This window comes from Pseudomonas sp. P65(2024) (genome assembly GCF_057480955.1).
In genome coordinates this window covers 158,317-181,073 of the sequence record NZ_JBLIYX010000004.1, presented here as the reverse complement: position 1 = coordinate 181,073, position 22,757 = coordinate 158,317, and the positions used below count along the sequence as shown (strand labels likewise).

Here is a 22,757-nt window from a genome sequence, read left to right as displayed (position 1 = left end):
AGTGCACGCGGGCGCGACATCGTGACCGCGCGGCTTACTTGCGAAAGCGCTCGGTCAGCGCGTCGGCAACGGCAGGGTGGACGAACTTGCTGATATCACCGCCCAACGCGGCGATTTCCCGAACCAATGTCGAAGAAATGAACGAATAGCGCTCGGAGGGCGTAAGGAACAGGCTCTCGACGTCCGGCGCCAGCTGGCGGTTCATGTTGGCCAGTTGGAACTCGTACTCGAAGTCGGATACCGCGCGCAGGCCGCGCAGGAACACGTTGGCGTTCTGCTCCTTGGCGAAATGCGCCAGCAGCGAGGAAAAGCCGATGACTTCGACATTGGGCAGGTGCTTGGTGACCTCGCGGGCCAGCGCTACCCGTTGCTCCAAGGGGAACAGGGGGTTTTTCTTGGGGCTGGCCGCCACGGCGATGATCACATGGTCGAACAGGCGCGAGGCGCGCTCGACCAAGTCGCCATGGCCTTTGGTAATGGGGTCGAAAGTACCCGGGTACAACACTCGGTTCATCGCGTCATCCTGGCTGGAGTGCGTTGGGGAGTCGGATGGTAGCGCAGCGACTGCGCCCGGCCAAGTCGCGTGGCCGGTCGATGGCACTATAGACAGCATGGCTATTGGCTGTCATGCGCTGGGTGCCAGGCGGCCAGCCAGCGCTTCGCTAAGCAGGGCGGTCAAGGCGTAGACCGAAAGCTGCGGGTTGGCGCCTATGCTGGTGGGGAACAGCGAACCGTCGTGGACCGACAGGTTTTCCAGCTGGTGATGCCGGCCCAGGCTGTCGCACACCGCCTGGCGCGGATCCTCGCCCAGGGCGCAGCCGCCCATGACGTGGGCGCTGCCCAGGCGCATGCGAAACAGTTCCAGGGGCAGGCTGTCGATCAACGCCTTGGCCTGTTCCGGGTTATCGACATACCGGGCATCGCCATGCACCGGCAGCACCCGGCGGGCACCGGCGGCGAACTGGATCTGTGCCATGCTGTGCCAGGCCCGGCGCAGCCCGTCGTGAAGGTAGTCGGTGACTGGGTAGTCGAGCACCGGCGAGCCATCGCCACGCAACTCCACCTGGCCGCCGGGGCTGTCCGGGTGGAAACCATCGCGCAGCAGCGCCAGCATCACGTGGGTATGGGGCAGCTCGGCCATGCGCAGGGCATTGTCCTGGCCATGGCCACCGAGCAGGGTGCTGGCCAGGGCCGGGTGCAGCGGCGGGACTTCGAGCTTGTAGCCGACCGGGCCGGCGACGCCGTCCTGCCATTGGAACTGGTCGCTGTAGATCGACTGCGGCGCGCCGTAGTACGGGTCGATCTTCGCCTCGAACTGCGCGGCGCTGAAGTTGACCAGGTGCAGGAAGGTGCGTTTGCCCAGGCGCTGGTGGGGGTCGGGCGCTTCGGAGCGCAGCAGCAGCGCTGGGCTATTGATGCCGCCTCCGGCCAGTACGTAATGCCGGGCGCGCACCCGCACCTGGCGCCCCGTGGGCTCGATCCCCTGGGCGTCCAGGGCCTGGCATTGCAGGTGGTCGATACGTTGGCCATCGTGGCTGAAGCGCTCGGCGCGGGCCAGGTAGAGCAGTTCGCCGCCTTGCTCGAGAGTGGCCGGAATGCTGGTGACCAGCATCGACTGCTTGGCGTTGACCGGGCAGCCCATGCCGCAGTAACCCAGGTTCCAGCAACCGCGCACGTTGCGCGGTATCACCGCCCAGCGCAGGCCGAGCGCCTCGCAGCCGCGACGCAGCACATCGTTGTTGGCATTGGGCGGCATCATCCAGGGGCTGATGCCCAGGTGCTGCTCCATGCGTTCGAACCAGGGTTTCAGGCTGTCGCTGTCCAGGCCCTTGACCCCATGTTCACGGGCCCAGTGCTCCAGGGTCTGCGGCGGCGTGCGGAAACTCGAGGTCCAGTTGACCAGGGTGGTGCCGCCCACCGCCCGACCCTGCAGGATGGTAATGGCGCCGTCCTTGCTCAGGCGGCCCAGGCCCTCCTGGTAGAGATCGGCATAGGCTTCGTGCTCCAGCAGGTGGAAGTCGCTGCTGGTCTTCAGCGGGCCTTCCTCGATCAGCAGTACCTTCAGGCCGGCCGCGCTCAGCCGTTCGGCGGTTGTGGCGCCGCCCGCGCCACTGCCGATCACGGCGACGTCGGCTTCCAGGCTCAGGTCCTGCTCCAGGCGCGAGCCATCGTGGGTGATCCAGCCTCGGGCGAGGCCTTGGCGAAACGGGTCGGGGACGGGCATTTGGCGATGCTCTTGTCGGTGGGTCAGATCTTCGGCGGCCCTGGGTAGCCGCATGCCGCCCAGGCCTCGGGGCGCTCATACCAGGCCATGAGCAGCAGTTGCAGCAGCGAGGCATGGCCCTGGCGCAGCAGGTTCAGCGAACTGTCCCGCCAGCGTTCGAGAAAGCGCTCCAGCTCGCTATCCGTGGCGCTGGCCCAGCCGTCCCAGATACCGGTCAGCGGTCCTCGGGTCAGGGGCAGGGTGAGCACGTCGAACAGTTGCCGGGTCAGCTTGAGCATGGCGGGCGACAGCGCCGCCAGCTTGTGGTCGAGGCTGTGCAACACCCATTCGGTGGAAGCCTGGGTACCCGCCAGCACGACGGGTACCAGGGCTTGCAGCAGAGGCAGGTCGTCATCGCGCAGGACCTGATAACCGGGCGAGGCCGCCTGTGGCGCACAGCCGACCAGGCTGGTGGCACCCAGAAACAGGCTGGCGCCGAAGCTGAACCTGAGCAGGTCGCGACGATGCATGTGCGCCGGCGCTCAGCGGATGAACAGCTTGTAGACCAGGCGCTGCAAGGCCTTGCCATAGGGCGGGTAGATCGTCTTGGCAGCATTGATGCGCTGCTTGGCCAGCACGGCCTTGGCCTTGCTGAAGGTCAGGAAACCGTCGTGGCCATGGTAGTGGCCCATGCCGGACGGGCCGACGCCGCCGAACGGCAAGTCGTCCTGGGCCACGTGCAGCAGGGTGTCGTTGAGGCAGACGCCACCGGAGTGGGTGTCGCGTAGAACCCGTGCCTGTTCGCCCTTGTCGTAGCCGAAATAGTAGAGCGCCAGGGGTCGGGGACGCTGGTTGATGTAGGCCAGGGCGTCATCCAGACGGTCGTAGGGCACCAGGGGCAGCAACGGGCCGAAGATCTCGTCCTGCATTACCTGCATGCCGTCGTTCACCTGCAACAACAGGTGTGGCGGCAGATGGCGGCCTTGGCGGGGCTCGTCGGGGTAGAGATCGATCACTTGGGCGCCTTGCTCGCGGGCATCGTCGAGCAGGCGGTTGAGGCGAGCGAGCTGGCGCTCGTTGATGATCGCACTGTAGTCGGGGTTATCAGTCAGGCGCGGATAGAAGCGGTGCACGGCGCGCCGGTAAGCCTCGGCGAAGGCGTCCAGGCGCTCGCGGGGCACCAGCACGTAGTCGGGGGCGACGCAGGTCTGGCCGGCATTGAGGGTCTTGCCGAAGGCGATGCGTTCGGCGGCGGTGTCCAACGACACATCGGTTGAGACGATGGCCGGTGACTTGCCGCCCAGCTCAAGGGTCACTGGGGTGAGGTTCTGCGCGGCGGCCAGCATCACATGACGGCCGACGCTGGTGGCCCCGGTGAACAGCAGGTGGTCGAACGGCAGGCGGGCAAAGGCCTGGCCGACTTCCACCTCGCCCAGTACTACACTGACCAGGTCATTGGGGAACACCCGTTCGAGCAGGTCCTTGATGGCCTGTCCGCTGGCGGGCGTGGATTCGCTGAGTTTGAGCATCACCCGGTTGCCGGCGGCCAGGGCGCCGGTCAACGGGCCGATGGCGAGGAACAGCGGGTAGTTCCACGGCACGATGATCCCCACCACTCCCAGTGGCTGGTACTCCACCCGCGCGCTGGCGGGCTGGAAGGCCAGGCCGACCTTGCGCCGCGAGGCGCGCATCCAGCGCCCCAGCTGTTTTTCCGCATCGCGCAGGCCGAGCACCGACGGCATCAGCTCGGCGATCAGGGTCTCGTCGCGGCTGCGGCCGCTGAAGTCGGCGTCGATGGTCGCAATCAGCGTCTCCTGCTCGGCCAGCAGCGCCTCGCGCAGGCTTTTCAGCCACTGCCGACGCTGCGCGGCGGCGGGCATCGGGTTAGCGGCGAAGGCCCGACGCAGGACGTCGAACGTCGCTTGCAGGTCGAGGTCGGATTGCACAGGAGGGAGAACGGCAGGCGAGGTCATGGCGGCTCCGGGGTGGTAAGTGAATAGAGTATATACTCTAATTGGTACGATGGTGCACTATTTTCACCTGGCCGGCGGTGCACCCGACCTGCGGGAAGCCGTAAGATGGGCTCGATCAATCAAGCTGGAGACTGGAGCTGAGCATGGCCCCGCGCATGAAGACCCGAGAGCGCATCGTGCAGAGCAGCCTGGAGCTGTTCAACCAGCAGGGCGAGCGTTGCGTCAGCACCAACCACATTGCCGCGCACATGGAGATCTCGCCCGGCAACCTGTACTACCACTTCCCCAACAAGCAGGCGATCATCGCCGTGCTGTTCAACCAGTACGAAGAGCTGGTCGACAGTTTCCTGCGCCCGCCCCAGGGCCGCATTGCCACCGTCGAGGACAAGCGCTTCTACCTCAAGGCGTTGCTGGCGGCGATGTGGAACTACCGTTTCCTGCACCGCGACCTGGAGCACCTGCTCGACAGCGACCCGGAGCTGGCGGCCCGTTATCGGCGCTTCTCGCGGCGCTGCCTGCTGCAGGGGCAGGCGATCTACCGGGGCTTCGTCGAGGCCGGCATCCTGAGCATGGACGGCCCGCAGATCGAGTCGCTGACTATCAACGCATGGATCGTGCTGACCTCCTGGGTGCGTTTTCTCAGCACCACCCGCGAGCATTGCGCGCACCTGGGTGAAGAAGCGTTCATGCGTGGCGTCTATCAGGTGGTGGTGCTGGAACTGGGGTATGTCACTCCAGACTCGCGTGCCGCGGTGCAGGCGTTGTGCGATGAGTTCCACGTTCCGTTCAACCAGGCCCTGGAGCAGTGACCCGGGGTCTTCGAGCCATTCATCAGGAGATTGTCATGCCCCTTGCGCAACTGATCACCCCGCAACAGCTGGCCGAACGCCTGGAAGCGCCCGGCCTGGTGATCCTCGATTGCCGCTTTGCCCTGGAAGATGTCGACTACGGCCAACGTAGTTATGCCGAGGGGCATATCGCCGGGGCGCATTTCGCCGACCTCGAGCGTGATCTGAGCGGGCCGGTGGTCAAGGGTCGCACCGGTCGTCACCCGCTGCCCGATCCGCAGCGGCTGGTGGAGCGCCTGCGCGAGTGGGGCGTGGACAACGATAGCCAGGTGGTGCTCTACGACGATGGCCCCGGCGCCTTCGCTGCCCGTGCGTGGTGGCTGCTGGCCTGGCTGGGCAAGCGCGATGCGGTGTTCATTCTCGACGGCGGCCTCAAGGCCTGGCACGCCGCCCACCTGCCGTTGAGCCTCGACCCGCCCGCGCGTCGCGAGGGGACGTTCAGTGGCGAGCCGGACATGAAGCTGCTGATCGACGCCACACACCTGGGCAAGCGCCTGAACGATCCGACGCTGACCCTGATCGATGCCCGCGGGTTGCCGCGTTTTCGTGGCGAGGTGGAGCCGATCGACCCGGTGGCCGGGCACATTCCGGGCGCCCAGTGCGCGGCGTTCACCGAAAACCTTGGCGCCGACGGGCGTTTCCTGCCGGCCGACACGCTGAAGCAGCGTTTTGCCGAAAAGCTGGCCGGCCGTTCGCCGCAGGACCTGGTGGCCTATTGCGGCTCTGGCGTGACCGCCTGCCACAACCTGTTTGCCCTGGCGCTCGCGGGATATCCGCTGGGGCGGCTGTATGCCGGGTCGTGGAGTGAGTGGATCAACGATCCGCAGCGCGGCGTGGCCACTGGCGAGTAATTCGTGAGGCGGGAGTGGGCCCGGTGATGCTATCGCGGGGCAAGCCCGCTCCCACGAAGCCTTCCCTCAGCCATATTCCTGGATGGAGACTATCGCTCTTCCATCAGCCACTGCGGGATCCGCCGTTCCAGGTAATACCCCGGATTGCGCAGGCTGCCCTCGATGAACCCGACATGGCCACCGCGATTGTGCAGTTCGAACTGCGTCAGTGGCGCCAGTTCGTCGGCAGTCGGCAGGCTGTGACCGAACACGAACGGATCATCGCTGGCATGGATGATCAGCGTCGGCGTGCGGTTTTCTCCCAGGTAATAGCGGCTGGACGCCCGGCGGTAGTAGTCATGGGCATCGCTGAAGCCATTGAGTGGCGCGGTCACCTTGCCGTCGAAGTCCCAGAAGGTGCGCAGGTTGCGCAATGGGCCAAGGCGCTCGAGGGTTGCCAACCCTTCATGGTGACCTTGATTGCGAAAGTGCCGCTGCTTGTCCTTCACGTACGCCATCATCGCGCGCATGAAATGCGCCTGGTAGATCTTCGAAAATCCCAGGCCGATGCGGTCGGCGCACTGGTCCAGGCGAAACGGTACCGACACCGCCACCGCCGCTTCCAGTTGGCTGGACGAGCCACTTTCTCCCAGGTACTTGAGCAGCACATTGCCGCCCAGCGAATAGCCCACGGCATACAGCGGTGCCAGCGGCCGCTGCGCCCGCAGGTGGCGGATGGTCTCGGCCAGGTCTTCGCTGGCCCCGGAGTGGTAGCTGCGCGCCAGCAGGTTGGGCTCGCCCGAGCAGCCGCGCCAGTTCACCGCGACGCTGGCCCAGCCACGCCCCTGCAAGGCCAGTTGCAGGCCTTTGACGTAGGGCGAATTGGACGAGCCGGTGAGGCCATGGAGCACCAGCACCAACGGCGCGTCGGGTTGGTGCGGTCCGTGCCAGTCGAGGTCGAGGAAGTCGCCGTCGGCCAGCCACAGGCGCTCGCGGTTGCGCGGCAGGTCCGGGAGCTTGCGCCAGAGAGGCCCCCACAGTGTCTGCAGGTGAGGGTTGGACAGGCCGGTGGCCGGACGGAAGGTGGCGGTGAGGCTGGGCATGCTGGGCGACTCGTGGTGTGCCTGCCTAGAGTGCCATGAAACACCGCCACTGTACCTGCGCTATTGGTCGGTGCCCGCTCGTTGCCACAACGCGTAGTGCACCTGGCCGGTCTTCTTCTCGCGGTGCAGGCGCCAGTTGCCCGGCATCGGCAGCGAGGAGGGCACGGCTTCGCTTTCGGTGTAGATCCACGCCTGCTCGCGCAGCCACTGGCCCTGCTCCAGCAGGTTGCAGGTGTTGGCCAGCAGGTCCTGGTGGAACGGCGGGTCGAGGAACACCACATCGAACTGCTGTTTGGCCGGGCCTTGCAGGTAGCGCAGGGCGTCGGTCTGCAGGATCTGCCCGCGCGGGCAGCGCAGCAGCTCGAGGTTGTTCTTGAGATTGACGATGGCCGCCGGGTTGCTGTCCAGCGCCACGGCGTTTTCGGCGCCGCGAGACAAGGCCTCCAGCACCAGCGCGCCGCTGCCGGTGAAGGCGTCGAGCACCAGGGCGCCTTCGATATGCGGCGCCAGCCAGTTGAACAGGGTCTCGCGCACGCGGTCAGGCGTCGGCCGCAGGCCTTCGCCTTCCGGCACGGCCAGACGGCGGCTGCGCCACTCGCCGGCGATGATGCGCAGCTGGCCGGGGCCCTTGCTGGCGCCCGGTGCCGGGCGCGCTGGGGTGTTGGGTCTTGCCATTAGTGCTCCGGTACGCCGAGCGGCTGCTCGGCGGGTTTGTCAGTGGGGGCCGGCAGGGGCTGCTGGGCCACCTTCGGGCCGACGGTGACGATCACCAGCTTGTCCGCCGCCAGATGCTTGTTCATGGCGGCCTTGACCTGTTCGACGGTCAGCGCCTGGGATTGCTGCATGAAATCTTCCAGCCAGCTCAGCGGCAAGTTGTAGAAGCCGATCGCGCCCAGTTGGCCGACGATGCTGGCATTGCTGGCGTTGGACAGCGGGAAGCTGCCGGCCAGTTCGCGCTTGGCGTCGTCCAGCTCCTGCTGGGTCGGGCCGCTCTTGAGGTAGTCGGCAAGGATATCCCGGACCAGCTTGAGCGTGCCCTCGCTGAGCTCGGCACGGGTCTGCAGGTTGATCATGAACGGGCCGCGCACCTGCATCGGGCTGAACACCGAGTACACGCCGTAGGTCAGGCCGCGTTTTTCGCGCACTTCGCTCATCAGGCGGGTACCGAAGGCGCCGCCACCGAGGATCTGGTTGCCCAGCGACAGGGCCGGCCAGTCCGGATCGTTACGGTCGATGCCCAGCTCGGCCAGCATCAGGTGGGTCTGCTTGGACGGGAAATCGATATGGGTCGTGCCCGGCGTGGGCTCGACCGGTTGCTCGGGCTTGGCCAGGGCCGGGCCCTTGGGCAGGCCGGCGGAGACCTGGGCGGCAATGGCTTCGGCTTCGCCGCGGCTGAGATCGCCGACCAGGGCGATCACCGCGTTGCCGGCCGCGTAGGCCTTGGCGTGGAAGCCGCGCAGCTGTTCCAGGGTAATGCCGGGGATGGTTTCGGCGGTGCCGTCGCTGGGGCTGGCGTAGGGGTGTTTACCGTAGAGGTTGGCGAACAGGGTCTTGCCGGCGATCTTGCCCGGGTTCTGCTTTTCGTATTCGAAACCGGCCAGCAGCTGGTTCTTGATGCGCTTGAGGGCGTCCTCGGGGAAGGTCGGCTGGCCCACCACCTCGGTGAACAGCTTCAGCGCCGGCTCGCGCTTGTCGCTGGCGCTGAGACTGCGCAGCGACGCCACGGCCATGTCGCGGTACGAACCATTGCCGAAGTCGGCGCCCAGGCCTTCGAAGCCTTCGGCGATGGCGGTGACGTCCTTGCCGGCCACGCCCTCGTTGAGCATGGCGTTGGTCAGGGTGGCCAGGCCCGGGGTGCCGCCGTCTTGACTGCTGCCGGCGGCGAAGGTCACGCGCAGGTCGAACATCGGCAGCTCGCGGGCCTCGACGAACAGCACGCGGGCGCCTTCGGCAGTGGACCAGTGCTGGATGTTCAGCTGGCGCCGGCTGGGGGCCTTGCTGTCCAGTTCGGCCAGCGATTGCAGGGTGTTGGCCGGGCGGGCCGCGGTGTCTGCCTTGCCTTGGCTGTCGGACTGGGCCGGGCGCGCCAGCAGCGCGGCGACAGCCACCACCAGCACGATGATCGCCAAGCCGAACAGGGTGTAGCGCGGTGCGCTGCGATCACTCATGGGCGGACTCCTCGGGCAGTACATGGGCAACGCTCAGGCGTTCGCGGGTGAAATAGGTGCGGGCGGCGGTCTGGATGTCTTCCGGGGTCACGCGCTTGAGGTCGTCGAGCTCGCTGTCGATCAGCTTCCAGGAGAGGCCGACGGTCTCCAGCTGGCCGATGGTGGTGGCCTGGCTGCTGATGGAATCGCGGTCGTAGACCAGGCCGGCGATTACCTGGGCGCGCACGCGCTCGAGTTCCTCGGCGGTCGGCGGCGTGGTCTTAAGCTCGTCGAGCAGCTGCCAGATGCCTTTTTCCACCTCGGCCAGGGTCTTGTGCTTCTGCACGTTGGGCGTGGCCGAGATCATGAACAGGCTGTCACCGCGGGTGAAGGCGTTGTAGCTGGACGAGGCACCGGCCACCAGTTCCTGGCCGCGCTCCAGGCGCGCCGGCATGCGGGCACTGTAGCCGCCGTCGAGCAGGGCCGAGATCAGGCGCAGGGCGTTGACGCTGCGCGGGTCCTTGGCCGTGGCCAGGGCGGGCACATTGAAGCCGTAGACCAGGCTGGGCAGTTGCGTGCGCAGGTGCAGAGTGAGCTGGCGCAGGCCTGGCTCGGCCAGTTCCAGCGGCAGCTTGCTGGGTGGCACGGCGCGCTTGGGGATCGGGCCGAAGTATTTCTGCGCGAGGGCTTTCACCTCGTCGGGCTTGACGTCGCCGACCACCACCAGGGTGGCGTTGTTCGGCGCGTACCAGGACTCGTACCAGTGGCGCAGTTCCTCGACCTTCATGCGCTCGAGGTCGGCCATCCAGCCGATGGTCGGGGTGTGGTAGCCGCTGGCCGGGTACGCCATGGCGCGGAACAGCTCGAAGGCCTTGGCGTTGGGCTGGTCGTCGGTGCGCAGGCGGCGCTCTTCCTTGATCACCTCGATCTCGCGGCTGAACTCGTCGGCTGGCAGGCGCAGGCTGGCCAGGCGGTCGGCTTCCAGCTCGAAGGCCACCGGCAGGCGGTCACGGGCCAGCACCTGGTAGTAGGCGGTGTAGTCGTCGCTGGTGAAGGCGTTCTCCTCGGCGCCGAGATCGCGCAGTATGCGCGAGGCTTCGCCGGGGGCGAGCTTGGCGCTGCCTTTGAACATCATGTGCTCAAGGGCATGGGACAGGCCGGTCTGACCCGGCGTCTCGTAGCTGGAGCCGACCTTGTACCAGATCTGCGAAACCACTACCGGCGCACGGTGGTCCTCGCGCACGACCACTTTCAGGCCGTTGTCGAGAATGAATTCGTGGGTGGGTTGCACATCGGCGGCGAAGGCCGCCAGCGGCAGGCACAGCGTGCCGAGCAACAGGCCAGCGGCGCGGCGGGCTAGAGCATTCATACGGTGTTCAACCTGTTCGGCGGCCCGCTTGGGTTTAGCGTCGGCGGGCCAGGAGGTGCTAGGATACTGATCCGGTTGCCTGGCGACCATGCCTGTCGCCGTTCTGGCCCACAGGCCCTTACGACAAAACGTTGCGCATGAACCCGCTGGCTTCACAGTAGTCTGTTCTGCGTGAGTTAAGAATTCCCGGTGCGCCACTGCTGGCGCATCGCTACCCTGAGATAGCCGTCTTCCATGTTTGGTTCCAACGACGACAAAAAAGCGCCGGCCGCGGCTGGCGAGAAGAAAGGCCTGTTCAGCTGGTTCCGCAAGAAGCCGGAGCAACCTGTCGCCGAACAGCCGCAAGCCCCCCAACCGCCCGTCGAGGCGCCGGTGGTACAGCAACCTCCCGCCGAGCAGCCTGCTCCGCTGGCCGAGGCCCCCCAGCCTGCGCCAGTCAGCGTGCCGGCCGAGCCTGAACCGGTTGCTCCGCAGGTGGTGCAACCCACCCAGGTGGCTGAACCCGCCCAGCCCGTGCCGGTGGACGTCCCGGTCGAGCCTGCCCTGGTGGTCGAGGCTGAGCCTGTTGTTCAGGTACACGCGCCGCAGGCTCCTGTGACTGAGGGCTTGCCCGCGAATGCGGCGGACCTGCCGACGGCCATGGTTGAGCCAGCGCCACCTGCACCCTTGAGCAACCTGGTGCTGCCGGTCGCGGAAGAGCCGGTTGCATTGGTGGCGGACCTCGAACCCAAGGCGCCGCCGGTCATTCCCGAGCGCCCGGCCCCTGAGGTGGTGGTGCCCGAGCCCGCCCCGGTGGTTGTTGCCCCTGTGGTTGAGCCTGAACCCGAAGTGCCTGTCGCTCCGGCTGCCGTCGAACCTGCGCCAGTCGCCGCCGAGCCTGCCAAGCAGGGCTTTTTCGCCCGCCTCAAGCAGGGCCTGTCGAAGACCAGCGCCAGCATCGGCGAGGGCATGGCCAGCCTGTTCCTGGGCAAGAAGGTCATCGACGACGACCTGCTCGACGAGATCGAGACCCGTCTGCTGACCGCCGACGTCGGTGTCGAGGCCACCTCGACCATCGTCCAGAACCTGACGCAGAAGGTCGCCCGCAAGCAACTGGCCGACGCCGACGCCCTGTACAAGTCGCTGCAGGACGAACTGGCCGCCCTGCTGCGCCCGGTCGAGCAGCCGCTTAAGATCGAGGCGCAGAGCAAGCCCTACGTGATCCTGGTGGTCGGCGTGAACGGCGCCGGCAAGACCACCACCATCGGCAAGCTGGCCAAGAAGCTGCAGTTGGAAGGCAAGAAGGTCATGCTGGCTGCCGGCGACACCTTCCGCGCCGCGGCGGTGGAGCAGTTGCAGGTCTGGGGCGAGCGCAACCAGATCCCGGTCATCGCCCAGCACACCGGCGCCGACTCGGCCTCGGTGATCTTCGACGCGGTGCAGGCCGCCAAGGCCCGTGGCGTCGATGTGCTGATCGCCGACACCGCCGGTCGCCTGCACACCAAGGACAACCTGATGGAAGAGCTGAAGAAGGTCCGTCGGGTAATCGGCAAGCTCGACGCCGAGGCGCCCCACGAGGTGCTGCTGGTGCTCGACGCCGGTACCGGGCAGAACGCCATCAGCCAGGCCAAGTACTTCAACCAGAGCGTCGAGCTGACCGGCCTGGCCCTGACCAAGCTGGACGGCACCGCCAAGGGCGGCGTCATCTTCGCCCTGGCCAAGCAGTTCAACATCCCGATCCGCTTCATCGGTGTGGGCGAGGGTATCGATGACCTGCGCACCTTCGAGGCCGAACCCTTCGTCAAGGCGCTGTTCGCCGAGCGGGAACCTTCATGATCCGATTCGAACAGGTAGCCAAGCGCTATCCCAATGGCCATGTCGGCCTGCACGAACTGAGCTTCCGGGCGCGTCGTGGCGAGTTCCTGTTCGTCACCGGCCACTCCGGCGCCGGCAAGAGCACCCTGCTGCGCCTGCTGCTGGCCATGGAGCGTCCGACCAGCGGCAAGCTGCTGCTGGCCGGGCAGGACCTGGGCCAGATCAGCAACGCGCAGATTCCGTTCCTGCGCCGGCAGATCGGCGTGGTGTTCCAGAACCACCAACTGCTGTTCGACCGCACGGTGTTCAACAACATCGCCCTGCCGCTGCAGATCCTCGGGCTGTCCAAGGCCGAGATCGCCAAGCGCGTGGATTCGGCGCTGGAGCGCGTGTCGCTGAGCGACAAAGGCGAGCTGTTCCCGGCCGACCTGTCCACCGGCCAACAGCAGCGCGTGGGCATTGCCCGCGCCATCGTCCACCAGCCGGCCCTGCTGCTGGCGGACGAACCTACCGGTAACCTCGACCCGCGCCTGGCCGCCGAGATCATGGGCGTGTTCGAGGACATCAACCGCCTGGGCACCACGGTATTGATCGCCAGTCACGACCTGGCGCTGATCGCGCGCATGCGCCACCGCATGCTGACGCTGCAACGCGGCCGCTTGATCGGCGATGGGGAGGCCGGGCAATGAGCACCACACGTACACCAAAGGTTTCCGAGCGCGTGGCGCCGAAAGCCGCCGACCCGCAACCGGCGAAGAAGAAGCGTGGCGACCACGACGATGACGGCCCGGACTTCAGCACCCTGCTGCACGCCTGGCTGGAAAGCCACCGCGCCAGCCTGGCCGACAGCCTGCGCCGGCTGGGCAAGCAGCCGATCGGCAGTTTCTTCACCTGCCTGGTGATGGCTGTGGCGCTGAGCATGCCCATGGGCCTGTCGCTGCTGCTGAAGAACGTCGAGAAACTCGGCGGTTCCTGGCAGCGCGCGGCGCAGATTTCGTTGTATCTCAAGCTTGATGCCAGCAGCCGTGATGGCGAGGCCTTGCGTAACGAGATCAAGGGCATGCCGGGCGTCGCCGAGGCCCAGTACGTCAGTCGCGAGCAGGCGCTGGAAGAGTTCCAGCAGCAGTCAGGCCTGGGCGAGGCGCTGCGCGAGTTGCCGGACAATCCACTGCCCGGCGTGGTGGTGGTGACCCCGACCGAGGTCGACAAGCCGGCCCTGGAAGCCTTGCGTCAGCGTCTGTCCGAGCTGCCGCGGGTGGAAGCGGCGCAGCTGGACCTGGTGTGGGTCGAGCGCCTGGCGGCGATTCTCAAGCTGGGAGACCGGTTCGTCTTCGGCCTGGCGGTAATGCTGATTTCCGCTCTGCTGTTAGTAATCGGTAACACAATTCGTCTACATATCGAAAACCGCCGGGTCGAGATCGAAGTGATCAAGCTCGTCGGCGGCACCGACAGCTACGTACGCCGGCCTTTCCTGTACATGGGCGCCCTGTACGGCCTGGGTGCGGGCGTGCTGGCCTGGGGCATCCTGGCGTTCGGCCTGAACTGGCTGAACGACGCGGTGGTCGGGCTGTCCGGGCTGTATGGCAGTGATTTCGCCCTGGGTGGCGTACCGGCCTCGGATGGCCTTTCACTCTTGATCGGGGCGGTGTTGTTGGGGTATATCGGTGCATGGATCGCCGTCGCTCGTCACTTGAACGAGCTGGCACCGCGATAAATGTTTCATGGCCAGTATTGACAAATTTTTCATCCTGGAACTTGTACAACGGTTCCTTGTCTATGCTGGCAGTGCCCACAAGGCACGAGTCTGTAAGCTGGAGGTACTTGAATGACCACATCGTTGCAACCTGCCTATGCCCTGGTTCCCGGTGCAAACCTGGAAGCCTATGTGCACACGGTCAACAGCATCCCATTGCTGTCGCCGGAGCAGGAGCGTGATCTGGCCGAGCGTCTCTATTACGAGCAGGATCTCGAGGCCGCTCGGCAAATGGTGATGGCCCACCTGCGTTTCGTCGTACACATCGCCCGTAGCTATGCAGGCTACGGGCTGGCCCAGGCCGACCTGATCCAGGAAGGCAACGTCGGCCTGATGAAGGCGGTAAAGCGTTTCAACCCGGAAATGGGCGTGCGTCTGGTGTCCTTCGCGGTGCACTGGATCAAAGCCGAGATCCACGAGTTCATCCTGCGCAACTGGCGCATCGTCAAGGTGGCCACCACCAAGGCCCAGCGCAAGCTGTTCTTCAACCTGCGCAGCCAGAAGAAACGTCTGGCCTGGTTGAATAACGACGAAGTGCATCGCGTGGCCGAAAGCCTTGGTGTCGAGCCCCGTGAAGTACGCGAGATGGAAAGCCGCCTGAGCGGCCAGGACATGGCCTTTGACCCGGCGGCCGAAGCCGACGACGACAGTGCCTTCCAGTCGCCCGCGCATTACCTGGAAGACCACCGTTACGACCCGGCCGTGCAGCTGGAGGACGCCGATTGGAGCGACAACTCCACCAGCAACCTGCATGAAGCGCTGCAAGGCCTGGACGATCGCAGCCGCGATATCCTCTATCAGCGCTGGCTGGCCGAAGAAAAGGCCACGCTGCATGAGCTGGCGGAGAAATACAGCGTTTCGGCCGAGCGTATTCGCCAGCTGGAGAAGAACGCGATGAACAAGGTCAAGGCATTGATCACGATCTGATCGGCGCCTGGCTGGAGTGAAAAAGCCGCTGTTCTCGCAAGAGACAGCGGCTTTTTCGTGTGTTGTGGCGCGTGGGAGCGTGCCTCAAAGCCTGCGCGAAGTATCCAGTTGCATCAGGTAGCTCGGCCCACCCAGCTGGCTCATCTGCCGGCGAATCCACCCCGCGCGGCTCGCCACATAGGCGCTTGGCCGGCTGGCACTCCATTTGATCGGGCTAGGCAGCACCGCGGCGAGTTGTGCGGCCTGTTGTCGCGTCAGGCGGCTGGCGTCCACGCCGAAGTGGTAGCGTGCCGCGGCCTGGGCACCGAACACGCCCTTGCCCCATTCGGCGCTGTTCAGGTAGACCTCGAGAATCCGTTCCTTCGACCAGAACAGCTCGATCAGCGCGGTGAACCAGGCCTCCAGCCCCTTGCGCAGCCAACTGCGTCCGGACCACAGGAACAGGTTCTTGGCCACCTGCTGGGTCAGCGTGCTGGCGCCACGCACCTTGCCGCCACGCTCGTTGTAGGCCAGCGCCGCCTGGATCGCCGGGATGTCGAAGCCCCAGTGGCTGGCGAACTTCTGGTCCTCGCCGGCGATGACCGCGACCTTGAGTTCGTCGGAGATGTCCTCCCAGGGCGTCCAGTCGCGTTGCAGGTCGATGGGCTCGCCGCTGAACCACGACTCCACCTTGCGCTCGACCATCAGCGCGGTGCCGGGCGGTGGAACCCAGCGCAGCACCAGGACCACGGCGGCGCTGCCGGCGGCGAACCAGAGCAGGGCGCGGGAGAGGCGGCGCAGGAGAGATGAGAGCATGGTGATGGCTTGGCCGGACCGTTGGAACGGGCCATTATACAGACCCCTCCCGAGGAGTCGTCCCATGCTTCGCAGCTTCCTGATGCTCGCCGCGTTCTTCGGTTTTACCGGCGTGGCCCTCGGCGCCTTCGCCGCACATGGCCTGAAGAGCCGTCTCAGCGCCGACTACCTGGCGATCTTCCATACCGGCGTGAGCTACCAACTGGTGCACGCACTGGCGATTCTCGCGGTGGCGGTGCTGTCGGCGCACCTGCCGGGGCGCCTGGTCGGCTGGGCCGGCGGTCTGTTCGCGGTGGGTATCCTGCTGTTCTCCGGTAGCCTCTACGTACTGACCCTGAGCGGCCTGAGCAAGCTCGGCATGATCACTCCGCTGGGCGGCCTGTGCTTGCTCGCCGGCTGGCTGTGCCTGGGCCTGGCCGCCTGGCGCCTGGGCTGACCGAACGGTCCACAATCGCGACTAATGGCGCGCATCGCCCTTGGGTTGCGAGGTGGATCGGGGCTAGAATGCGGGCCCCAAAGAACAATGGTGGCCGTGCGCATGCGCATTCAATTGAACGGTGAGCCTTACGAACTGCCCGACGGCTTGAGCGTCGCGGCGCTGCTGGGCCGGCTGGAGCTGGCTGGTCGCCGGGTGGCGGTTGAACTGAACCTGGACATCGTGCCGCGCAGCCAGCACGAGAGCACGCGATTGAGCGAAGGCGACCAGGTCGAAGTGGTTCATGCCATTGGCGGTGGTTGAGCACGTCTCGCCGATTCATCCAGAAGCCCCGTAACCTTTCCAGAGGAACATCGATGAGCAACGTTCGCAGCGACAAGCCTTTCGTCCTGGCCGGGCGCACTTTCCAGTCGCGCCTGCTGGTCGGCACCGGCAAGTACCGTGACATGGAAGAAACCCGCCTGGCCACCGAGGCCTCGGGTGCCGAGATCGTCACCGTGGCCGTGCGTCGCACCAACCTCGGCCAGAACGCGGGCGAACCGAACCTGCTCGATGTGCTGTCGCCCGACAAGTACACCATCCTGCCGAACACCGCGGGTTGCTTCGATGCGGTCGAGGCGGTGCGTACCTGCCGCCTGGCCCGTGAGCTGCTCGACGGGCACAAGTCCCACGAGGAGCGGACACTGGTGAAGCTGGAAGTGCTGGCCGACCAGAAGACCCTGTTCCCCAATGTGATCGAAACCCTCAAGGCCGCCGAAGTGCTGGTCAAGGACGGCTTCGACGTGATGGTCTACACCAGCGATGACCCGATCATCGCCCGCCAGTTGGCCGAAGCCGGCTGCATTGCCGTCATGCCGCTGGCCGGCCTGATCGGCACCGGCCTGGGTATCTGCAACCCCTACAACCTGCAGATCATCCTCGAGGAATCCAAGGTGCCGGTGCTGGTCGATGCTGGCGTGGGTACTGCTTCCGACGCCACCATCGCCATGGAGATGGGGTGCGAGGCAGTGCTGATGAACTCGGCCATTGCCCACGCCCAGCAGCCAGTGCTGATGGCCGAGGCCATGAAGCACGCCATCCTTGCCGGCCGCATGGCGTATCTCGCCGGGCGCATGCCGAAGAAACTCTATGCCAGCGCGTCCTCGCCGCTGGAAGGTCTGATCAAGTAAGAGCCCCAGATGACTGAATCGCAAGAAACGCCGATCACCGAAGACGGCGAAGCCCGCCCGCACCGCCGCATCAAGAGCTTCGTGATGCGCGCCGGGCGCATGACCGAAGGCCAGCAACGCGGCCTGGAGCAGGGTGGTCCGCTGTTCATCCTGCCGCTGACCGACAGCCCGGTGGACTACGACCAGGTGTTCGGCCGTTCGGCGCCGCGCACCCTGGAGATCGGCTTCGGTATGGGGCACTCGCTGCTGGAGATGGCAGCCGCCTCGCCGGAGCTGGACTTTATCGGCGTCGAAGTGCACCGTCCGGGTGTCGGTGCGTTGCTAAATGGCGTGCTGACCCAAGGCTTGAAGAACCTGCGGGTTTACGATTGCGATGCCATCGAAGTGCTTAACCGCTGCGTGGCCGACAACAGCCTCGACCGCCTGATGCTGTTCTTCCCGGATCCGTGGCATAAGGCCCGTCACCACAAGCGCCGGATCGTTCAACTGGAGTTCGCCGAGCTGGTGCGCCGCAAGCTCAAGCCCGGTGGCGTATTCCACATGGCGACCGACTGGGAGCCCTATGCCGAATACATGCTGGAAGTGATGAGCGCAGCGCCAGGCTATCGCAACCAGGCGGCTGATGGCGCCTATGTACCGCGCCCGGAAGAACGGCCGATCACCAAGTTCGAGCGCCGTGGGGAGCGCCTTGGGCATGGGGTGTGGGACTTGAAGTTCGAGAAGGTGAGCTGAGCCGGATTCGTTCGGCGCTGTCCTTCAAGCCTGCGAGATTGCAGGTACAAAAAAACCGCCTTGAGAAGGGCGGTTTTTTTATGCGGGCCTCGGGTTACGAAGCCTATCCCACGAACACCACTGGAGACAGTCACAACTGGATCTTAGGATGGCCTCGAATACAGGACGCGTTTGCTGAATACGCTGAGCCGCGTCTGGACGCTGGTTCGGATCCTGATCGTTTTCAGGACCGCCAGGGACTTCCTGCGCGATCACTTTGACGATGCCCGCTAAGGGTTAGTCGGGTGAGAAGCCGTCCTGGCTCGCCAGGGCGGCTTTTAGCAAGCAGTCAGCCCCGCCGATCAGCGACGACCCCAATCAATACCAGCACCACCAGCAGCACCGGTGCCAGCGCATAGTTGTTGAACTGCCCCAGCCCCTTCACGATCCACGGCGTCGCATAGATCAGTGCCGCGCCGCTGCCGATCATCACCAGCAGCGCCATGAACGGCACCCGCAGGGCGCCGGCCAGACCACCCAGGCGGCCTTCCACCCAACCCTTGATATCGGTGCCGAACAGCACCAGCAGGCAGCCCACCAGGGCCAGCGAGATTTCCGACAGGTTGCTGCGGCTCCAGCGGGAAACGGTCGAGAGCAGGTCAAGTACCAGGTCCATGGGTCATCCTTAATTCAAGAAGTACTGCAGCAGGTCGTTGAGGAACAGCTGGCCGCGCGGCGTGGCTGCCAGCCGATCCGGTTCGACCCGCAAAAGGCCTTTTTGTTCGGCTTCACGGCGGGCTTCGGCCAGCTGCGCCAGGGGCAGGCCGGTGCGCAGGCTGAACAGTTCGGCTTCCACCCCGTCGGTGAGGCGCAGGGCGTTCATCAGGAACTCGAAGGGTAGCTCATCGGCCGGCAACAGCTTCTCGCCGGCCTTGAACGGCTTGGCCGGGTTCAGGTAGTCCTTGGGCAGGCGGGTCTTCCAGGTGCGCAGGATGCGTCCGTCGGGGAACGACAGTTTGCCATGGGCGCCGGCACCGATGCCGATGAAGTCGCCGAAGCGCCAGTAGTTCAGGTTGTGCCGCGCGGCACGGTCGGCCTGGGCGTAGGCCGAGACTTCGTACTGGCGGTAACCGTGCTCGGCCATCAGCGCCTGGCCGGCTTCCTGGATATCCCAGAGGATGTCGTCCTTGGGCAGCTCGGGCGGCTGGTTCCAGAACACCGTGTTCGGCTCTACCGTCAACTGGTACCAGGACAGGTGCGTCGGCGCCAGTTCGATGGCCTGACGCAGGTCGCCCAGGGCGTCGTCGAGCGACTGGTCCGGCAAGCCGTGCATCAGGTCCATGTTGAAGTTGTCGAAGCCTGCCGCACGGGCCATGTCGGCGGCGCGTACCGCTTCGGCACCATTGTGGATGCGCCCGAGCTTCTCGAGCTTGGCAGGCTGGAAACTCTGCACGCCGATGGACAGGCGGTTGATTCCGGTCTGCCGGTAGGCCTTGAACTTCTCCTGCTCGAAGGTGCCTGGGTTGGCCTCGAGGGTGATCTCGATGTCCGGGGCGAACGGGATGCGTTGCTCGACTCCGCGCAGCAGGCGACCCAGCGCATCAGCGCTGAACAGGCTGGGGGTGCCGCCGCCGAAGAAGATCGTGCTGATGGAACGACCCTGGACGGCAGGCAGTTCCTGGTCGAGATCGGCCAGCAGGGCGTCGATGTATTCGGCTTCTGGTAGCGTGGGGCCTGCCTGGTGCGAGTTGAAGTCGCAGTACGGGCATTTGCGCACGCACCAGGGTATATGGATGTACAGCGACAGCGGCGGTAGCTCGGGAAGGATCAGGCCCGCCGGTTGCACGAACAGCTTTTCGGTCATGCCAGGCCCAGACGTTGACGCAGCAGGGCCATGGCGCGGGCGCGGTGGCTGAGCTGGTTCTTGTCGACCGGAGCGAGGTCGGCGCTGGAGCAGTTGCGCTCCGGGACCCAGAACAGCGGGTCATAGCCGAAGCCATGCTCGCCGCTGGCCTCGAACAGGATGCTACCGTGCCACAGGCCTTCGCAGAGGATTGGCAGCGGATCGTCGGCATGGCGCACCAGGGCCAGGACGCAGACGAACTGCGCGCCGCGCTGTTCTTCAGGCACGTCCTTGAGCGCTTCGAGCAGCTTGGCGTTGTTTGCCGCGTCGCCCTTGCCGTCGGCGTAGCGCGCCGAGTAGATGCCCGGCGCGCCGCCGAGGAAGTCCACCGCCAGGCCCGAGTCGTCGGCCAGGGCCGGCAGGCCGGAGATGCGTGCGGCGTTGCGCGCCTTGAGGATGGCGTTCTCGACGAACGACAGGCCGGTCTCTTCCGGCTCCACCTGGCTGAATTCGCCGATCGAACGCAGGTGCACGGACTCGCCGAGCATGGCCTGCAGTTCCTTGAGCTTGCCGGCGTTGTGGCTGGCCAATACGAGTTGCGTAAGATTCATCATTCGCCTGGGAATACTTCCTGGTTGAAGCTGAGTTTATGGCTGACGCCACCCGTTTCGACGTTGATATCGAAGGTGACAGTCTCGGCCTGGTCGATCTTGAACTGGGCGATGTAGTAGACCGCGCCCTGGTCGGTGATCTGCTTGAACGACAGCGGGTTGCTGCGCCCGGTCAGGTCCTTCACCGTGCCGCTGACGACCGCTGTCGAAGGCTTTTCGGCCTTGAGCACGGCGATGTTGAGCACGCCCTGGTTCTTGCTGCGGGTCAGGCCCGTGGCGGCGGCGATGTCCGGTTGCAGCATGCTCGAGGTGAAGGCGCTGTAGTGGACCGTCACGTCGCCGAACACTTCCTTGCGCTCCGGCTTGGCGGCATCGGCAGCCAGTACCGGCAAGGCCAGGCATAGGCTGATCAGAAACAGTGCTAGTCGACGCATGATCCCATTCCTCCGTTCGCGAGGGTCAGACCGCGAGCTGATGCTCCTGCAGGCCCGGGCTGCTGACCCGATAGATACCGATCTCTCCTAGAAGATTAGGCCAAAGCCGCCCGCCCAACCCGTTACGGTGTAGACGGTCGACGGCCAGGCGGTCGAGGACCTTGGCATGACGCTCGTGGCACAGGTTCTCGAAGTCCTCGAAGGTGCAGAAGTGGATGTTCGGCGTGTTGTACCAGGTATACGGCATGAAGTCCGAAACCGGCATGCGACCCTTGGTCGCCAGGTACCAGCGGCAGCGCCAGTGGCCGAAGTTGGGGAAGGTGATGATGCACTGGCGACCCACCCGCAGCATCTCGTCGAGGATCCGGTCGGGGTACTCCACGGCCTGCAGGGCCTGGGTCATGACCACCACGTCGAAACTGTTGCTGGCGAAGTTGCCCAGGCCCTTGTCCAGGTCCTGCTCGATGACGTTGACGCCTTTGGCCACGCAGGCGGCGATGTTGTCGGCGTCGATCTCCAGGCCATAGCCGGTGACGTTCTTGCGCTCGCGCAAGGAGGCCAGCAGTTCGCCGTTGCCGCAGCCCAGGTCGAGGACCCGGCTGCCGGCGGGGATCCAGTCTTGGATGATTTCCAGGTCGGCTCTCATGCGGTCCTCAGAGGGCGATGCGGTTCATGTAGTTCGCGAAACCCTGCATGTAGCGGGGCGTCGGGATGAGGAAGGCGTCGTGGCCGTAGGGCGAGTCGATGTCCAGGTAGCAGACGTTCTTGCGCGCGGCCATCAGGGCGTCGACGATCTCCCGCGAGCGTGCTGGCGAGAAGCGCCAGTCGGTGGTGAACGACATGATGCAGTAGTCCGCCGTGACGTGGGCCAGGGTCGCGGCCAGGTCGCCGCCATGGGCCGCGGCCGGGTCGAAGTAGTCCAGCGCCTTGGTCATCAGCAGGTAGGTGTTGGCGTCGAAGCGGCCGGAGAACTCCTCGCCCTGGTAGCGCAGGTAGCTCTCGACCTGAAACTCGACGCTGTGGAAGTCGTAGTTGAGCTTGTCGCTCTTGAGTTCGCGGCCGAATTTCTCGCCCATCGAGTCGTCGGACAGGTAGGTGATGTGGCCGACCATGCGCGCCAGCATCAGGCCGCGCTTGGGAATCACGCCCTGGTCCTGGAACGAGCCGCCGTGGAACTCGGGGTCGGTGAGAATGGCCTGGCGCGCGACCTCGTTGAAGGCGATGTTCTGCGCCGACAGCTTGGGCGCCGAGGCGATGTCCACGCAGTGACGCACGCGGTCCGGGTAGGTGATGGTCCACTGCAGGGCCTGCATGCCGCCGAGGCTGCCGCCAACGATGGCGGCCCAGGTCTGGATCCCCAGTCGGTCGGCCAGGCGCGCTTGGCTGTGCACCCAGTCCTCCACGGTCAGCACCGGGAAGTCGGCGCCATAGGGCTTGCCGGTGGCCGGATTGAGGCTGCTGGGGCCGGTGCTGCCATTGCAGCCACCCAGGTTGTTCAGGCTGACCACGAAGAAGCGGTTGGTGTCGATCGGCTTGCCGGGGCCGATGCAGCTGTCCCACCAGCCTGGCTTGCGGTCGGTGGCGGCATGGTAGCCGGCGGCATGGTGATGGCCTGACAACGCATGGCAGATCAGCACGGCATTGCTGGCGGCGACGTTGAGGGTGCCATAGGTTTCGTAGATGAGTTCGTACGAGGCCAGGGAGCGGCCACAAGCCAGGGCCAGCGGTTCATCGAACCGGGCAATCTGTGGTGTTACCAGACCGACGGAATCTTCGGGAAGGACAGTGGACATCGACCCTGCTCACGCTTG

The 22,757-nt window shown here is 65.5% G+C and carries 25 protein-coding genes; 10 read left to right on the top strand and 15 right to left on the bottom strand.

What is annotated here, in order from left to right; genetic code table 11:
* Positions 1-34 precede the first annotated feature (34 nt).
* The 4 genes from coaD to AC25MA_RS08345 form a co-directional block, all read right to left on the bottom strand.
* Positions 35-514, bottom strand: coding sequence for a pantetheine-phosphate adenylyltransferase (gene coaD / locus AC25MA_RS08360; RefSeq protein WP_028689146.1), 480 nt, complete (start codon positions 512-514; stop codon positions 35-37).
* Positions 515-625: 111 nt separating this feature from the next.
* Positions 626-2,224: a GMC family oxidoreductase gene (locus tag AC25MA_RS08355; protein ID WP_062362802.1), complete on the bottom strand. Its 1,599-nt coding sequence runs from the start codon at positions 2,222-2,224 to the stop codon at positions 626-628.
* Between the two features lie 23 nt (positions 2,225-2,247).
* Positions 2,248-2,733, bottom strand: a complete 486-nt coding sequence (locus AC25MA_RS08350; RefSeq protein ID WP_486971946.1) for a twin-arginine translocation pathway signal protein — start codon at positions 2,731-2,733, stop codon at positions 2,248-2,250.
* Positions 2,734-2,745: 12 nt separating this feature from the next.
* Positions 2,746-4,176 carry a coniferyl aldehyde dehydrogenase gene (locus AC25MA_RS08345; protein ID WP_062362805.1) on the bottom strand — a complete coding sequence of 477 codons (1,431 nt, stop codon included), beginning with the start codon at positions 4,174-4,176 and terminating at the stop codon, positions 2,746-2,748.
* A gap of 143 nt (positions 4,177-4,319) precedes the next feature.
* Here AC25MA_RS08345 and AC25MA_RS08340 point away from each other — a divergent pair, with 143 nt between their 5' ends.
* On the top strand, positions 4,320-4,985 hold the full coding sequence (locus tag AC25MA_RS08340) for a TetR/AcrR family transcriptional regulator (protein ID WP_028689142.1): 666 nt from the start codon (positions 4,320-4,322) through the stop codon (positions 4,983-4,985).
* 35 nt (positions 4,986-5,020) lie between these two features.
* Positions 5,021-5,875 (top strand): sulfurtransferase, encoded by an 855-nt coding sequence (locus AC25MA_RS08335; protein WP_069016524.1) that lies wholly within the window; start codon positions 5,021-5,023, stop codon positions 5,873-5,875.
* Positions 5,876-5,964: 89 nt separating this feature from the next.
* On the opposite strand, the gene AC25MA_RS08330 is transcribed toward AC25MA_RS08335, so the two are convergent.
* From AC25MA_RS08330 to AC25MA_RS08315, 4 genes are read right to left on the bottom strand one after another with little or no spacing between them, the layout of a single operon-like run.
* Entirely contained in the window at positions 5,965-6,957 is a 993-nt protein-coding gene (locus tag AC25MA_RS08330) for a hydrolase (RefSeq protein WP_069016525.1), read from the bottom strand.
* A gap of 60 nt (positions 6,958-7,017) precedes the next feature.
* On the bottom strand, positions 7,018-7,632 hold the full coding sequence (gene rsmD / locus AC25MA_RS08325) for a 16S rRNA (guanine(966)-N(2))-methyltransferase RsmD (RefSeq protein ID WP_062362807.1): 615 nt from the start codon (positions 7,630-7,632) through the stop codon (positions 7,018-7,020).
* Positions 7,632-9,125, bottom strand: a complete 1,494-nt coding sequence (locus tag AC25MA_RS08320) for a M16 family metallopeptidase (RefSeq protein ID WP_213882766.1) — start codon at positions 9,123-9,125, stop codon at positions 7,632-7,634. Before AC25MA_RS08320 ends, rsmD begins: the two co-directional genes overlap by 1 nt.
* Positions 9,118-10,473 carry a M16 family metallopeptidase gene (locus tag AC25MA_RS08315; RefSeq protein WP_069016527.1) on the bottom strand — a complete coding sequence of 452 codons (1,356 nt, stop codon included), beginning with the start codon at positions 10,471-10,473 and terminating at the stop codon, positions 9,118-9,120. The genes AC25MA_RS08320 and AC25MA_RS08315 overlap by 8 nt, the downstream gene beginning before the upstream one ends.
* Before the next feature lie 234 nt (positions 10,474-10,707).
* Between AC25MA_RS08315 and ftsY the strand changes: the two genes are divergently transcribed.
* From ftsY to rpoH, 4 genes are all read left to right on the top strand, one after another.
* A complete protein-coding gene (gene ftsY, locus AC25MA_RS08310; protein ID WP_486971945.1) occupies positions 10,708-12,288 on the top strand; it encodes a signal recognition particle-docking protein FtsY in 1,581 nt (526 codons plus the stop codon).
* A complete protein-coding gene (gene ftsE / locus AC25MA_RS08305; protein ID WP_011531723.1) occupies positions 12,285-12,956 on the top strand; it encodes a cell division ATP-binding protein FtsE in 672 nt (223 codons plus the stop codon). The genes ftsY and ftsE overlap by 4 nt, the downstream gene beginning before the upstream one ends.
* Complete coding sequence (gene ftsX / locus AC25MA_RS08300) at positions 12,953-13,981, top strand: permease-like cell division protein FtsX (RefSeq protein WP_486971944.1); 1,029 nt, start codon at positions 12,953-12,955, stop codon at positions 13,979-13,981. The genes ftsE and ftsX overlap by 4 nt, the downstream gene beginning before the upstream one ends.
* Before the next feature lie 111 nt (positions 13,982-14,092).
* Complete coding sequence (gene rpoH / locus AC25MA_RS08295; protein WP_028689134.1) at positions 14,093-14,947, top strand: RNA polymerase sigma factor RpoH; 855 nt, start codon at positions 14,093-14,095, stop codon at positions 14,945-14,947.
* Between the two features lie 84 nt (positions 14,948-15,031).
* On the opposite strand, the gene mtgA is transcribed toward rpoH, so the two are convergent.
* Positions 15,032-15,742, bottom strand: a complete 711-nt coding sequence (gene mtgA, locus AC25MA_RS08290; protein WP_028689133.1) for a monofunctional biosynthetic peptidoglycan transglycosylase — start codon at positions 15,740-15,742, stop codon at positions 15,032-15,034.
* A gap of 64 nt (positions 15,743-15,806) precedes the next feature.
* Here mtgA and AC25MA_RS08285 point away from each other — a divergent pair, with 64 nt between their 5' ends.
* The 4 genes from AC25MA_RS08285 (at position 15,807) to trmB (ending at position 18,079) form a co-directional block, all read left to right on the top strand.
* Positions 15,807-16,178, top strand: coding sequence for a DUF423 domain-containing protein (locus AC25MA_RS08285; protein ID WP_028689132.1), 372 nt, complete (start codon positions 15,807-15,809; stop codon positions 16,176-16,178).
* A 102-nt stretch (positions 16,179-16,280) separates the two neighbouring features.
* Positions 16,281-16,481, top strand: a complete 201-nt coding sequence (gene thiS, locus AC25MA_RS08280; protein ID WP_486971943.1) for a sulfur carrier protein ThiS — start codon at positions 16,281-16,283, stop codon at positions 16,479-16,481.
* A gap of 53 nt (positions 16,482-16,534) precedes the next feature.
* Entirely contained in the window at positions 16,535-17,347 is an 813-nt protein-coding gene (locus tag AC25MA_RS08275) for a thiazole synthase (RefSeq protein WP_028689130.1), read from the top strand.
* Between the two features lie 9 nt (positions 17,348-17,356).
* Positions 17,357-18,079, top strand: a complete 723-nt coding sequence (gene trmB, locus AC25MA_RS08270; protein ID WP_028689129.1) for a tRNA (guanosine(46)-N7)-methyltransferase TrmB — start codon at positions 17,357-17,359, stop codon at positions 18,077-18,079.
* Between the two features lie 328 nt (positions 18,080-18,407).
* Here the strand turns inward: trmB and AC25MA_RS08265 are convergent, their stop codons facing one another.
* From AC25MA_RS08265 to metX, 6 genes are read right to left on the bottom strand one after another with little or no spacing between them, the layout of a single operon-like run.
* Positions 18,408-18,734: a DUF3392 family protein gene (locus AC25MA_RS08265; RefSeq protein ID WP_011531731.1), complete on the bottom strand. Its 327-nt coding sequence runs from the start codon at positions 18,732-18,734 to the stop codon at positions 18,408-18,410.
* Positions 18,735-18,743: 9 nt separating this feature from the next.
* A complete protein-coding gene (gene hemW / locus AC25MA_RS08260) occupies positions 18,744-19,922 on the bottom strand; it encodes a radical SAM family heme chaperone HemW (protein ID WP_486971942.1) in 1,179 nt (392 codons plus the stop codon).
* Positions 19,919-20,515, bottom strand: coding sequence for an RdgB/HAM1 family non-canonical purine NTP pyrophosphatase (gene rdgB / locus AC25MA_RS08255; protein ID WP_028689127.1), 597 nt, complete (start codon positions 20,513-20,515; stop codon positions 19,919-19,921). The genes hemW and rdgB overlap by 4 nt, the downstream gene beginning before the upstream one ends.
* Positions 20,512-20,946, bottom strand: coding sequence for a DUF4426 domain-containing protein (locus AC25MA_RS08250; RefSeq protein ID WP_028689126.1), 435 nt, complete (start codon positions 20,944-20,946; stop codon positions 20,512-20,514). The genes rdgB and AC25MA_RS08250 overlap by 4 nt, the downstream gene beginning before the upstream one ends.
* A 25-nt stretch (positions 20,947-20,971) precedes the next feature.
* Positions 20,972-21,592, bottom strand: a complete 621-nt coding sequence (metW, locus tag AC25MA_RS08245) for a methionine biosynthesis protein MetW (RefSeq protein ID WP_011531735.1) — start codon at positions 21,590-21,592, stop codon at positions 20,972-20,974.
* Between the two features lie 7 nt (positions 21,593-21,599).
* Complete coding sequence (gene metX, locus AC25MA_RS08240; RefSeq protein WP_236248066.1) at positions 21,600-22,739, bottom strand: homoserine O-succinyltransferase MetX; 1,140 nt, start codon at positions 22,737-22,739, stop codon at positions 21,600-21,602.
* Between the last annotated feature and the right edge of the window lie 18 nt (positions 22,740-22,757).

Coding starts and splice junctions, on each gene's coding strand:
- AC25MA_RS08250 (WP_028689126.1), bottom strand. CDS start 20,946: ATGCGTCGACTAGCACTGTTTCTGATCAGCCTATGCCTGGCCTTGCCG.
- hemW (WP_486971942.1), bottom strand. CDS start 19,922: ATGACCGAAAAGCTGTTCGTGCAACCGGCGGGCCTGATCCTTCCCGAG.
- mtgA (WP_028689133.1), bottom strand. CDS start 15,742: ATGCTCTCATCTCTCCTGCGCCGCCTCTCCCGCGCCCTGCTCTGGTTC.
- AC25MA_RS08330 (WP_069016525.1), bottom strand. CDS start 6,957: ATGCCCAGCCTCACCGCCACCTTCCGTCCGGCCACCGGCCTGTCCAAC.
- AC25MA_RS08350 (WP_486971946.1), bottom strand. CDS start 2,733: ATGCATCGTCGCGACCTGCTCAGGTTCAGCTTCGGCGCCAGCCTGTTT.
- coaD (WP_028689146.1), bottom strand. CDS start 514: ATGAACCGAGTGTTGTACCCGGGTACTTTCGACCCCATTACCAAAGGC.
- ftsX (WP_486971944.1), top strand. CDS start 12,953: ATGAGCACCACACGTACACCAAAGGTTTCCGAGCGCGTGGCGCCGAAA.
- AC25MA_RS08355 (WP_062362802.1), bottom strand. CDS start 2,224: ATGCCCGTCCCCGACCCGTTTCGCCAAGGCCTCGCCCGAGGCTGGATC.
- rdgB (WP_028689127.1), bottom strand. CDS start 20,515: ATGATGAATCTTACGCAACTCGTATTGGCCAGCCACAACGCCGGCAAG.
- thiS (WP_486971943.1), top strand. CDS start 16,281: ATGCGCATTCAATTGAACGGTGAGCCTTACGAACTGCCCGACGGCTTG.
- AC25MA_RS08285 (WP_028689132.1), top strand. CDS start 15,807: ATGCTTCGCAGCTTCCTGATGCTCGCCGCGTTCTTCGGTTTTACCGGC.
- AC25MA_RS08275 (WP_028689130.1), top strand. CDS start 16,535: ATGAGCAACGTTCGCAGCGACAAGCCTTTCGTCCTGGCCGGGCGCACT.
- trmB (WP_028689129.1), top strand. CDS start 17,357: ATGACTGAATCGCAAGAAACGCCGATCACCGAAGACGGCGAAGCCCGC.
- AC25MA_RS08340 (WP_028689142.1), top strand. CDS start 4,320: ATGGCCCCGCGCATGAAGACCCGAGAGCGCATCGTGCAGAGCAGCCTG.
- ftsY (WP_486971945.1), top strand. CDS start 10,708: ATGTTTGGTTCCAACGACGACAAAAAAGCGCCGGCCGCGGCTGGCGAG.
- ftsE (WP_011531723.1), top strand. CDS start 12,285: ATGATCCGATTCGAACAGGTAGCCAAGCGCTATCCCAATGGCCATGTC.
- metX (WP_236248066.1), bottom strand. CDS start 22,739: ATGTCCACTGTCCTTCCCGAAGATTCCGTCGGTCTGGTAACACCACAG.
- AC25MA_RS08335 (WP_069016524.1), top strand. CDS start 5,021: ATGCCCCTTGCGCAACTGATCACCCCGCAACAGCTGGCCGAACGCCTG.
- AC25MA_RS08320 (WP_213882766.1), bottom strand. CDS start 9,125: ATGAGTGATCGCAGCGCACCGCGCTACACCCTGTTCGGCTTGGCGATC.
- rpoH (WP_028689134.1), top strand. CDS start 14,093: ATGACCACATCGTTGCAACCTGCCTATGCCCTGGTTCCCGGTGCAAAC.
- rsmD (WP_062362807.1), bottom strand. CDS start 7,632: ATGGCAAGACCCAACACCCCAGCGCGCCCGGCACCGGGCGCCAGCAAG.
- AC25MA_RS08265 (WP_011531731.1), bottom strand. CDS start 18,734: ATGGACCTGGTACTTGACCTGCTCTCGACCGTTTCCCGCTGGAGCCGC.
- metW (WP_011531735.1), bottom strand. CDS start 21,592: ATGAGAGCCGACCTGGAAATCATCCAAGACTGGATCCCCGCCGGCAGC.
- AC25MA_RS08345 (WP_062362805.1), bottom strand. CDS start 4,176: ATGACCTCGCCTGCCGTTCTCCCTCCTGTGCAATCCGACCTCGACCTG.
- AC25MA_RS08315 (WP_069016527.1), bottom strand. CDS start 10,473: ATGAATGCTCTAGCCCGCCGCGCCGCTGGCCTGTTGCTCGGCACGCTG.